The sequence below is a fragment of the Janibacter indicus genome, assembly GCF_900176385.1.
Classification (GTDB): Bacteria; Actinomycetota; Actinomycetes; order Actinomycetales; family Dermatophilaceae; genus Janibacter; species Janibacter indicus.
This window is the reverse complement of record NZ_FWXN01000016.1, coordinates 23,584-34,226: the sequence shown is the minus strand read 5'-3', so window position 1 is coordinate 34,226 and position 10,643 is coordinate 23,584. Positions and strand designations below refer to the sequence as shown.

General features: G+C 65.6%; 14 protein-coding genes and 1 other annotated feature. Of the genes, 7 read left to right on the top strand and 7 right to left on the bottom strand.

The window, feature by feature from the left end:
* Window positions 1-113 precede the first annotated feature (113 nt).
* Window positions 114-356 (top strand): hypothetical protein, encoded by a 243-nt coding sequence (locus B9B60_RS16295; RefSeq protein WP_456152092.1) that lies wholly within the window; start codon window positions 114-116, stop codon window positions 354-356.
* A gap of 263 nt (window positions 357-619) precedes the next feature.
* Here the strand turns inward: B9B60_RS16295 and B9B60_RS16290 are convergent, their stop codons facing one another.
* Both B9B60_RS16290 and B9B60_RS16285 read right to left on the bottom strand, forming a co-directional pair.
* Window positions 620-2,725, bottom strand: a complete 2,106-nt coding sequence (locus B9B60_RS16290) for a hypothetical protein (RefSeq protein ID WP_084453087.1) — start codon at window positions 2,723-2,725, stop codon at window positions 620-622.
* On the bottom strand, window positions 2,722-3,414 hold the full coding sequence (locus B9B60_RS16285) for an ABC transporter ATP-binding protein (protein ID WP_084453085.1): 693 nt from the start codon (window positions 3,412-3,414) through the stop codon (window positions 2,722-2,724). Before B9B60_RS16285 ends, B9B60_RS16290 begins: the two co-directional genes overlap by 4 nt.
* 123 nt (window positions 3,415-3,537) lie before the next feature.
* On the opposite strand from B9B60_RS16285, the gene B9B60_RS16280 reads away from it, so the two are divergent.
* From B9B60_RS16280 to B9B60_RS16270, 3 genes are all read left to right on the top strand, one after another.
* A complete protein-coding gene (locus B9B60_RS16280; RefSeq protein ID WP_084453083.1) occupies window positions 3,538-3,816 on the top strand; it encodes a hypothetical protein in 279 nt (92 codons plus the stop codon).
* Window positions 3,817-3,869: 53 nt separating this feature from the next.
* On the top strand, window positions 3,870-4,202 hold the full coding sequence (locus B9B60_RS16275) for a hypothetical protein (protein WP_084453081.1): 333 nt from the start codon (window positions 3,870-3,872) through the stop codon (window positions 4,200-4,202).
* A 367-nt stretch (window positions 4,203-4,569) separates the two neighbouring features.
* Window positions 4,570-5,157, top strand: coding sequence for a hypothetical protein (locus B9B60_RS16270; protein WP_084453079.1), 588 nt, complete (start codon window positions 4,570-4,572; stop codon window positions 5,155-5,157).
* 52 nt (window positions 5,158-5,209) lie between these two features.
* Here the strand turns inward: B9B60_RS16270 and B9B60_RS16265 are convergent, their stop codons facing one another.
* A complete protein-coding gene (locus tag B9B60_RS16265; protein WP_084453098.1) occupies window positions 5,210-5,401 on the bottom strand; it encodes a helix-turn-helix transcriptional regulator in 192 nt (63 codons plus the stop codon).
* 139 nt (window positions 5,402-5,540) lie between these two features.
* Between B9B60_RS16265 and B9B60_RS16260 the strand changes: the two genes are divergently transcribed.
* Window positions 5,541-6,808, top strand: a protein-coding gene (locus B9B60_RS16260; RefSeq protein WP_143445633.1) for an IS3-like element ISTesp1 family transposase whose coding sequence is annotated in 2 segments (ribosomal slippage) — window positions 5,541-5,844 and window positions 5,844-6,808 — 1,269 coding nt in all. Because the reading frame shifts where the segments join, the coding sequence is not laid out codon by codon here.
* Window positions 5,840-5,974 (top strand) — a sequence feature (AL1L pseudoknot). It overlaps the preceding gene by 135 nt.
* Window positions 6,809-7,035: 227 nt before the next feature.
* On the opposite strand, the gene B9B60_RS16255 is transcribed toward B9B60_RS16260, so the two are convergent.
* Entirely contained in the window at window positions 7,036-8,091 is a 1,056-nt protein-coding gene (locus tag B9B60_RS16255; RefSeq protein WP_234993909.1) for a restriction endonuclease, read from the bottom strand.
* Complete coding sequence (locus B9B60_RS16250; protein ID WP_084453075.1) at window positions 8,088-8,363, bottom strand: PDDEXK family nuclease; 276 nt, start codon at window positions 8,361-8,363, stop codon at window positions 8,088-8,090. Before B9B60_RS16250 ends, B9B60_RS16255 begins: the two co-directional genes overlap by 4 nt.
* A gap of 288 nt (window positions 8,364-8,651) precedes the next feature.
* Here B9B60_RS16250 and B9B60_RS16245 point away from each other — a divergent pair, with 288 nt between their 5' ends.
* Window positions 8,652-8,990: a hypothetical protein gene (locus B9B60_RS16245; protein ID WP_159451241.1), complete on the top strand. Its 339-nt coding sequence runs from the start codon at window positions 8,652-8,654 to the stop codon at window positions 8,988-8,990.
* Window positions 8,991-8,993: 3 nt separating this feature from the next.
* Here B9B60_RS16245 and B9B60_RS16240 read toward each other — a convergent pair whose 3' ends face one another.
* Window positions 8,994-9,245, bottom strand: coding sequence for a helix-turn-helix domain-containing protein (locus B9B60_RS16240; RefSeq protein ID WP_200811260.1), 252 nt, complete (start codon window positions 9,243-9,245; stop codon window positions 8,994-8,996).
* A gap of 131 nt (window positions 9,246-9,376) precedes the next feature.
* Here B9B60_RS16240 and B9B60_RS16235 point away from each other — a divergent pair, with 131 nt between their 5' ends.
* Window positions 9,377-9,721: a hypothetical protein gene (locus tag B9B60_RS16235; protein ID WP_143445632.1), complete on the top strand. Its 345-nt coding sequence runs from the start codon at window positions 9,377-9,379 to the stop codon at window positions 9,719-9,721.
* Here B9B60_RS16235 and B9B60_RS17030 read toward each other — a convergent pair.
* On the bottom strand, window positions 9,687-10,475 hold the full coding sequence (locus B9B60_RS17030; protein ID WP_143445631.1) for an endonuclease/exonuclease/phosphatase family protein: 789 nt from the start codon (window positions 10,473-10,475) through the stop codon (window positions 9,687-9,689). The genes B9B60_RS16235 and B9B60_RS17030 overlap by 35 nt on opposite strands.
* Between the last annotated feature and the right edge of the window lie 168 nt (window positions 10,476-10,643).

Sequence of the window (10,643 nt, the reverse complement as noted above, 5' to 3'; positions counted from 1 at the left end):
TCACGCAGCTCGGCCGGATACCTCTTCGATGTACTCCCTGACATGACTCCATCCTTCCCAAGGAACGGAGCCTCCGGACACGCCGGGGCGGTTCACTGAACATGCTCGCCACCTTGGCTGAATACGAGCGGGAGCTGATCACAGAACGGGTCAATGCCGGCATCGCCGCAGCCAAAGCCTCCGGCACCCAGTTCGGGCGACCCCGCGTCGAGCCAGCCGTGATCGCCGAGAAGCTCGCGATCGTCAACGATGCACGCGCCAAAGGACGCACCGCCACAGACGCAGCCCAACTCGTGGGGTGGTCCCGCGCCACGTTCTACCGCCACAACGCCACCGTCCAGTCACAGGACTCCTGACCGCGCCAGATACCCGCCAGGGCTGATTATCAACGAGCCATCGGCCTTTGACAGCCAGTAGCGCCGACCACCTTGGCTGGACGCGACATCATGCCACACGGCCTCATCGGCGGAGTGCGCCAACCAGAATCTTCGTATCTTAGATAGAAATCGCGTTGCTCCAATTTAGAGCGCTTCTCGACACTGGTGTCGCTGCGTTGAGCAGTCCGGTGGCCTGCGGTGTCGCGTTTGACGATGAGCCCTACTTCCCGGTCGGTCAGCGGTTACTTCCCGCCGGGCGTCCAGTCCTCGGCATCTTCGAGGGTTTTCCACGCGGCGACGATCGACATGAGCATGGCTGCGATCAGGACGAGGGCCATCAGGGTGAGCGTCAATGGGATGAAGGCACCGGGCATGTCGATGCGGGCGAGGAAGGGCGCGGACTGCGCGAGGTGGGCGAAGATGGATGCCACGCCTGCTGTCAGCAGGGGCAGGCCAGTGGTGAGGCCGACGATGATGGCTGTGCGGGCGCGGGCGGGTCCGAAGAGCGCCAGCACCGGGGCGATCCGGCGGCTCTGCTCGGCCTGGGTTCCGAGGAAGGCGATCAGGACGCCAGCCAGACCCAGGGTCAGACCGACAGCCGCCCAGACGGACACCCATCGGAGTTGATGGAGCAGCCCGTTCGTCGCGGTGATCCACCGGGAGGCGAGCTCGCCGACGGGGGTGACCTGACCGCTGGCCTGGTAGGCGAGCTTCTTGAGTTCGGGGACGTCGACGGCGGCGCCGGTGGTGTCGACCAGGAGGTATTCGCCTTCTTGGGGGCGCGGTTGCCCGGTGCGGGCTGTGGCCTCGGGCGGCAGGTTCGCGGCTTGGAGGACAGCCGAGGCTGGCGATTGGCGATCTGTGGAGTCGCAGGCGAAGCCGAGGTGCTCCAGGCCCGTGCACTGGCCCGTGAGTGTGCTGCCGCGGACACTGACGACCTCAAGCCCGTCGGGCACGGACTGAAGGAATCGACGTGCTGCGGGTTCCTCTGGCATCTCGACAACGGCGACCGACGGACCGATGACTTGGTTGAGACTGCGACCTTCCACCGAGAACGATTGTCCGAGCGCGGCGTACTGTGCCGCGAAGAAGGCGGCGAAGCACATGCTGCCGACGGCGAGGGTGAGGACGAGGATGTTTCGTCCCATCGCTTGCAGTGATGCTCCGGTGATCAGCGGAGAGACACGTCCACGGCGGTGTCCCTGTTCACGCAGCCAAGTGCCAAGAGCGATCAGGGCTGCGCTCACGCTGACGGCCACTGCGACGAGGCTGGCGATGGACAGTCCCCACCGGAGGATCACGTTGAGCGGGCCCGGCGGTGGCGCTACCTGATCGGGCAGCCAGGAGGCGAGTGCAACGGCGACCGGTCCGGCGAGCATCCACGCGGCAGACAGATGAGAGCGAGCCGGTCCCGGACGGGTGTGACCGGGCCCCCGTCGGCCCGGGAACGCGAAACACCCCAACCCGATGCCGAGTGCCGCCAGCGTGACGAGCACAGTTCGCGGGATGGGGAGCGTTTCGGGTGAGACGACGAAGTCCACGTAGGGCACGGTCGGTTGGGATCTCGACCACGCCCAGACCGCGACAGCGGCAAGACAGGACCCGGCGAGCAGTCCCGGAAGGGCCGACCGGAGCGTGATGGTCCAGCGAAAGCGGACCGGGGCCCCGAGTGCTTCGAGAACACCGTCTCGTCGGCGGCGGCGATCTGCGACCCTCCGGGCGCAGGACACTGCGAGTCCGATCGCGGGCAGGACGACAAGAACGGCAACCGCCGGAAGCACAGCACTGAGCGTCTGGATCGTCAGGGACTCACCAAAGAACGCCGACGATGAGCCCACCGCCCAAGGCGAGATCGGCGCACCGAACTCGCTCACCCGTTGTGCGCCGGAGGGAGGTTTCCCTTCCCCGATGATGTAGACGAGGTTCTCGTCGGGGGCACCCAGGCCCTCTGCCGCGATCGTGCCGCTGACGGGGCCGTAGCGCTCTTGGAGCTTCTGGGACTCATCAAGCTCCATCAGGTGCGGGGAGAGGACCACATCTCCTGGCGCCAGGCCCGCAGGCAGCCCTGGAGGCAATGGAGCGTCGGAGCTTCCCGGATACAGCGTGACCACGCTGAACTGCCCCTGCCCGGGCGCATCGTCCCAAGCCGCACTCAGGCTCGTCGTGCTCGCGGCGGACACCCCTGAGCCCTGGACCGGATAACGGGCGCCGTCACCGGCGGCCCGGACCTCGTACACCCCGTACGCGGTCGCAGCGACCATGGCAGCGAGGGCCAGACCCATCCCAGCGGCGAATGCCCACACAAAGGTGTGGCGCCAAGCCGAGGCTCGCCACAGCAGCCCCGTCATGCAGCACGATCAGCCGCGAGGGTCCCCGCAGAGGACAAGCGCAGCACACGGTCGGCCCGAGCGGCGATCTCAGCCGAATGAGTCACCACCAGTAGCGCGCATCCCTGCTCGCGGGGCAGACCGAAGAGCACGTCGGCCAGCGCGTTCGCGTTGTCGCTGTCCAGCGATCCCGTCGGTTCGTCGGCCAGGACCACCTGAGGGTCGCTGATCAAGGCACGGGCGACAGCGATCCGCTGTCGTTCCCCGCCAGAGACCACGTCCGTCGTCGACGCAGACGTGTGGACACCCAGTCGCTCCAGCAACTCCTCTGCTCGCTCGACCGCCTCGCGACCATCCTTCCCGGACCACATCATCGGCAGAGCCACGTTCTCAACCGGGCTCAACTCATCAAGCAACTCGCCGAACTGAAAAACCATCCCGATTTGGGCAGCGCGGTGCCGTGCTCGAACGGACTTCGACAACGACGACCAATCCTGACCAGCCACCGTCACCCGCCCCCGCGCAGGGGACAAAATCCCCAGCGCGAGGGAGAGCAACGTGGACTTACCGACGCCGCTGGGCCCCATGAGCGCGACCGACTCACCACCCGCCACGGCCAGCGAGACATCCTCAAACAGCAGAGGCCGCTTCCGGTGGCCGTAGGCAACTGCAGATAACTCGATGGCCGTTGCCTTCGCTGGTCGACCCATTGCGCAGCCCCTCCCGACTCAGTGGACCAGAACCATCATCCCGTCGCGTCCCACGATCGTCTACGCACACCACGAGGCGGGACTTCGCTCCATACGGAGTGCGGGTCCTGAGACTATCGAGCAATGGGCTTCTTCGACAGGCTGACCAGTACCTTCGGCGGCGATCACGATCACGTGGAGAGCGGCGACACCGACGAGACGGACCGTGGCGGGAAGCAGTGGGACGGGCACAAATGGACAGTCGACGGGGTGCCCGTAACCTACCGGGTCACCTGGAAGACGTACGACGGCGAGTTCCACGAGCGCGATTTCTCAGACGTCGACCAGGGCTACTCCTTCTTCGAAGACATGCAGAAGAGAGCCACTGCTCACAGTGTGACGTGGGAGCACCTGCCCTACTAACAAGTCTCCGCTGCGCTGGGGTCCTCAGCTGACAGTCGGTAGGTTGCCTGCCTATGACCGAGATACCTGAGCCGCTGGTCCCGCTCGCCGAGGCCGGCTTTCGAGTCGAGGAGTCCCCCCGGATCGTCACAGAGGGGCCGTCAGAAGGTTCGGTGGCGTACATCGCTGCTGAAGCAAAACCGGGCGGCTACTCGTATGGACTCGCATACCGTCCTGACTTGTCCGACGAGGTACTCACTCTGCTCCTCAAAGAGGTATTGACATGCATTGCGAGTCTGGCGACGGATGGCCCTGAGGGACCGTACATATGGTCCACGGGCGAGCAGGTGCCGGGGTACTACTCGTGGCTCGACCTGCATGACCTCGATCCCACGATCTTGTCGTGAACACTCTCGAGTAGGACCGCTCGCTATCGTCTTCGCACAGTTTGGTCTCGGCGCGCATGGCGCGAGGCGGAGGTGTTCGGTACGGCCCGCGTCTCTCAAAGCGGACTCGCGCCGCCGACTTCACGAGACGGGCGTCGGTGTCGTGGCCGGGGACTAGGCTGCTCGGTGGCACGCCACGCTCCGCGCCCGAAGGGCCGAGCAGCCTAGTCCCCGGCCACATGACGAAACCCCGGCGATATGGCCTGAGCCAGGGATCGTTCCGGGGTCTTCACGCATCAAGATACACGTAAGAAGGGAGAGGATGCCACCGCACGTTGACCGGGAGACCCTTCGTCGACTTCTGACGAATGAGCGGCTGGGGTCCTACATGAAGGCCGCCGACGGCGATCTGGATGGGGCCTTTGACCTGTACGAGTGGAACATGGACGCGTCATCCGCGGTCCTGTCGGTGTCCGCCATGGTGGAGGTCGTCCTTCGCAACGCGCTTGACGCGCAGTTGGACGACCTGGCCCAGCGCAAGGGGTGGTCCGACTGGCTGGATGAGGTACCGCTGGACCCCCGCGGCCAGAAGGACATCGTGACTGCACGGTGGAGGGCGTCCCGCGGCGGCCGCCGCGTCACCCACGGCCACGTCGTCGCCGAACTGAGTCTGGGTTTCTGGCGATACCTGCTGGCGCGCAAGTATCTGACCTCGCTGTGGATCCCGAGCCTGCACAGCGCTTTCCCTGGGGTCGACGGAGATCTGGCGACCGCTCGCAAGACCATCGAGGCTCACATCGAGCAATTGCACTTCCTGCGCAATCGCGCGGCACACCACGAACCCATTCACCGCCGGGACCTCGTGGCGGATCTTGTTCGTGCGGAGACCGCCATGGGCTACATCGCCCCGGATGCTCAGCGGTGGCTGCAGGATCGCGAATCGGTTCGCGTTGTGGTTGCTCGCAAGCCTTCGTGAGGTCAGCCCATGCCAGCTCGCGTAACGCATCCAGACTTGCGGCCAGCGCCGTCTACGCGGTGGGTACCCGCACCATCAAGCGATCGACGTCGGCAGGATCGACGCGGAGCACGCGCGGGCCGCTTCGGTAGGCCGGCAGGAGCCCGGCGGCGATGCGACGGCGCAGGGTCCGGACGCTGAGGCCGGTCCGTTCGGCGGCCTGGTTGAGGGTCTCGAACTGTCGGCGGGAGTGGGTGGTGGTCATGTGGGCCTCCTTGTTCACTAGCACTAGGCACACGAAGGGGCCACTCCCGGACCTCCCGGACACTTCTACCCAAACTCTTTCAGAATGAACCGCACTGGGTTGGTTGGAGTCTCCATCGTTTGGAAACGAGGATGTACTCATGCCGAAGGACACCACCCCGGGGAAGCCGACCACGCGTCGCTACAGCCCCGACGAGAAGGCCGCTGCGGTGCGGATGGTCAGGACTCTGCGCGCAGAGCTAGGCACAGAGCACGGCACGGTCCAGCGCGTCGCCCAGCAGTTGGGGTACGGCACCGAGTCGGTGCGGTCCTGGGTCCGTCAAGCTGATATCGACGAGGGCCACGTCGCGGGCATCAGTACCAGTGACGCGGCGAAGATGAAGGCTCTGGAGCAGGAGAACCGTGAGCTCAAGCGCGCCAACGAAATCTTGAAGAGGGCCGCCAGTTTCTTCGGGGCGGAGCTCGACCGCCAGCACAAGAAGTAGCCGCGTTCATCGACGCCAACCGCGACGACGTCGTCGCGGGTCGGCGGCTGGGGGTCGAGCTCATCTGCAGCGTGCTGCAGGTGGCCCCCAGCAGCTACTACCAGGTCAAGAGCCGGCAGCCATCGGCCCGTGCCCGACGTGACGCGGTGATGGGCCCGGTGGTGCGGCAGCTGTGGGAAGCCAACTACCGGGTCTACGGGGCACGGAAGATCTGGAAGGCCGCGCGACGCTCTGGTCACGACATCGGCCGCGACCAGGTCGCCCGGCTGATGCGCGCCGAGGGTATCGAGGGCGTGCGGCGCACCAAGCGGGTGCGCACCACCACGCCAGACCCGGGCATGCCGCGGCACCCGGACCTGGTGGGCCGCGACTTCACCGCCACCGCGCCGAACCAGTTGTGGGTCACAGATCTGACCTTCGTGCCGACCTGGGCCGGCGTCGCCTACGTCTGCTTCATCATCGACGCCTACTCCCGCACGATCGTCGGGTGGCGAGTCGCCTCGCACATGAGGACCACGATGGTCCTCGACGCCATCGAGATGGCCAGGTGGTCACGCGGCACCCAGCTCGACGGGCTGCGGTGTCACAGCGACGCGGGCAGCCAATTCACGTCGATTCGCTACGGAGAACGACTGGCTGAGATCGGTGCGGTGCCCTCGATCGGCACCGTCGGGGATTCGTACGATAACGCCCTTGCCGAGACCGTGAACGGCTACTACAAGGCCGAGCTAATCCGCGGCCCCGCACGCCAGGGACGGCCCTGGAAGAGTATCGAGGATGTCGAGCTCGCCACCCTGTCCTGGGTCCACTGGCACAACCACGACCGCCTCCACGGCTACCTGGGCGACGTCCCGCCAGCAGAGTTCGAGGAAGCGTTCTACGCTACGCAACGGTCCGACCACCCCTTGGTCGGAATCCAATAGCCCGAGCCTCCAGCAGACCCAGTGCGGTTCAGAACGGTGCTGAGCGCCTTGTCTGGCAACCGTTGGCTCAGAGGCTGAGCGGCCCCTTTTCGCCGCTAGGAAGTGCCGGTCACCGGAGCACTGCAGGCTGACCCAGCCTTGCCGCGCAGTGTCCACCCAAGTCGGTGGATGCTCAAGGGTGCGCGCCTCCACACGAACGATGTGCAGCGACAGGGTGACCGTAGGAGTCAGCGCGCGAGCATCCACACCCGCTGCAGCGGCAGTCGCACGCGCACGTCGTCCGGCAACTTCTCGTAGTTGTTCTGGACGGCCTCGATGATGTCGGCCGACTCCCACACCTTGATTTTGAAGCGCTGATGCTTGACGGCGTCACGAGCCGGCTTGGACAACCCGGCCCAGGTAGCGATCAGTCCGTAGTCCGCGCCTTGGGAGGCCACGAGCCCGGTGAGTTGGGAGATCACCTCCGATCCGACCTGAGGGGTCTTGACTTGGACGACGATCTTCGGTGACTCCAGTCCGAGCAGACCGCGGCCAGCCAGGATGTCGACGCCACCGTCTGCCCCCGTCGGCGACTCAATGACCTCGAAACCCTCCGCCTCGAGGACCACGGCCACGAGGTGGGCGAGGTCGTGTCCGGCGAACTCCTCACCAATCTTCGTAGCGATCTCGTCGGCGGCCACCTCGACGATGTCGGGTGTGGTCTCCGGTTCGTCGACAACTGCGTCGCCCTGGGCCGAAGGATCCCAAGACCACGCCGTGGACGCCGTGCCGGTGCTCAGGCCGGTAGCGCCGGGGTCTGTGCCGTGGACCATCAGGTGCTCCAGACGAGGGACCGCCTTGTTGCGACTCGGCGAGAAGATCGACGTCGCTCCTCCCAGGGTGTACAGCAGGTCCTGCTTTACCGCGGTGCGTGGCAGGGTCTCCTGCCAGTCCACGCCGACCACATGGCGTCGGTTCGGGTCGGCCTCGTCTGCCAGGTACGTGTATGCGCTCGTGATGCGCCCGAAGGCGAGATCCTTGGCCGTCTTCCGGGGCATGATCACGATGTCCCCGACCTCCATGCGATGACGAAGGGCGTACAGCTGGCCCGTGTAGGAGGAGACGAGCCCCGGCGACTCCGTGCCGAAAGTTGCGGCGACGATCTCTTCGATGTCAGCCCGGGTCCGGGCATTCGTGAGATCGGGAATCTCCGTCCATCCTCCGCCGGACCAGCCGTTGTCCATAGCCCACACATCCCGCTCGCCGTGGCGACCAGAACGGATGACCCATGCTTGCTCAGTCACTGTGTCTCCTTGATGGCCAGCGGGGGAAGCGCGTCGACGATCTTCATCGTTTCCAGGCTCAATGTGACGATTCGGGCGAGCAGGTCGATGATGTAGCGCGGGTCCTCGACCTCGCGCGACCAGTCGTTCGGGTCGTTGTCGAACCGGTCCGCGAACTCCGGAGCCGTCCGCAGGTAGCTCGCGATCAGGTGCTCGAACGAGGAGCCCTTCTCGACCGTGTTCTGCGCGCCAAACCAGATCTTGTCCAGCAAGTCCTCGAGTCCGACTGCCACGCGATTTTCCTCCTGACGACGATGGCCAGAGCCTAGCCACCGACGTGAACGAAAACGTCAACCGACCGCGACCGGATCCGTGACCATCAACGTGTCCCGCATCGCGTCGCGCCTACCTAGCAAGTTTCATTGACTCCAGTCCCGACACACCTCTTGCATTGTCGGAGGCCGCCTTTACGTTGTGACGAAACGTAGCGACCTCAGGGGGGCGTCATGGCAGGCAAAGAACGACCCGCGGCGAAGGGGGTGCGCAGGCCCGGACAGCTGCTCGAATGTGGGTGGTGTGGGTTGCCGATCCTGGTGCCCGACCGGGGCAGGACGCCCAAGTGGTGCTCGCAGAGTTTCCGTACTGCGGCGTGGGCTGCGCGTCGTGCGGCGGCGTCCGGTGATGCGGAAGTGCGTGTCGTCGATCGTCCCGTCGAGGTCGTGCGCGAGGTCAGGGTCGAGGTGGATCCGCGGTCGCCGGAGGAGTGGCAGGCGTTGCTGAAGCGCCTGACGAAACGCGTCGATGACGGCCGCGTGTACGACCGTGACCTGCGGCAACTGGCGGCGTCAGTCGTGGCGCTCAGCGAGGCTGTCGGCGGTCGTATTCGGCGCAGCGATGTACGCAAGCAGCGGCGGCGCTGATCTTTAGTCGAGAAGAGTCGAAGCAGGCACACCGAGGACCACGGCCAAGTCCTCGAGCCGCTCGAACAGCACGCCACGTCGTCCGTGCTCGAGCTCGATCAGGTGGTTGCGGCTGAGCCCGCTCTCGAGGGCCAGTGCCTCCTGGGTGAGATCTGCTTCGAGCCGCAGTCGGCGCACATTGCTTCCCACGCGGGCGCGCGTCGCGGCCCAGCGCTCTTGGCGTTGGGTGTCGGCGGCGTCGCGGCGAATGGGCACCCGGTGATGTCACGCCAGTTAGACGCGGAAGTCTGCCCTACTAGTAGTGCATAGTGGTCTGCGTGGATCCGGTAGTGAGGTATGGGATCAAGGCCAGGTACGACGGGGAGTGCGGCCTGTGTGGGGCGCCAGTGAAGCTGGGGGAGCGCATCTTCCAGCTGCCGAAGAAGCGAACTGGTCCGCAAGGACGGTGGGTATGTGCGCCATGTCGATGGCCCGCCCCTGATCGGGTCATCGATCTCGACTTCGTCATCAGGAAGGGCGAACAGCGCATCGCCAAGGGGCCGAGCTACACCCCGTCGATGGCGGAGATTGACCTGATCGTGCCCGCATTCGGCTATCTGGAGCCACTCGACCAGGACGAACTCGTGTTGCTCAAGGTGCTGCGCGACGCCCAGCTGACGAGGCAGTCTCCGACGATGGGAAGGGCCAAGACGGCCGTCATCGTCCGGGCGATGTTCCGCGCGAAGGGGTGAGGCCATCCGGGATGATGCTGGCCGCCAAGATGGCGTGATCGGACAGATACTTGCCGTGATGGCGCAAGTTGCTCCCGTCCACGGAGACTGATAGGTGCCTCGCTGTCTCGGCGTCTGCAAAGACCTGATCGAGCTGCCGCGGCATGCGGGGAATGCTGGAACCTGAGTGCGTGGGCCAGGACGGCGTCTCGCGAGGGCGTCCCGCTGGGCCCACGGGCAGCACGTTGACCAAGCCGAGTTCTCGTTCAAGGCGCTGGAACGCCGGAGTGCCACAGCCATTTCCCTCGGGGGTGCCGTCGCATGTGCGCGAAAAGTTCCAGTCTCCACCTGCGATCACAGCGCCGGCGCTCACCTGGTGTGCGGCCGCGGCGACTGAGTCGGCCAAGCCGGCCCGATGGTGGCAGTAGTTGTAGACCGAAGCGACGAGGATCGGTTCCGCGCACAGTCCTTCGACGACCATCCCGACCCACTGGCCGACGATCTTGTTGTCAGAGCGGAGTTCGTCGCTCACGGAGACGTCAGAAGCCTTGAGAGAGTCGTGGACCAGCAGGGAGACGCCCTTGCGCGCGCTCAGGCCACCTCCGGCAATGGTGGTATAGCCATTCGAACGGGCGAACTCACGAATCGCCGGCTGGACTACCTGACCGGCTTCGCTGAGGCCGATGACAGCGGCCCCGCATGTTGTGAGTCGGTCAAAGACCGCGGTGAGGCGGTCAGTGAGTCGCTTGGTGGCTACGGGGGTCTCATCCGACACCGCTTGTCGCCCAGAGCCAGCACCACCCGGCTATGGCTTGGGAGGGTGTCGGCCAGAGTTGACACCGCTTGATCTCGAGCTGTGGACCGGCTCCAGATCGTCTGTCTTGGACGTCGGTGAATCGGTGGTGAGGACAGGCCGGAGCCAGGCAGTGCGGCTGGCCTTACC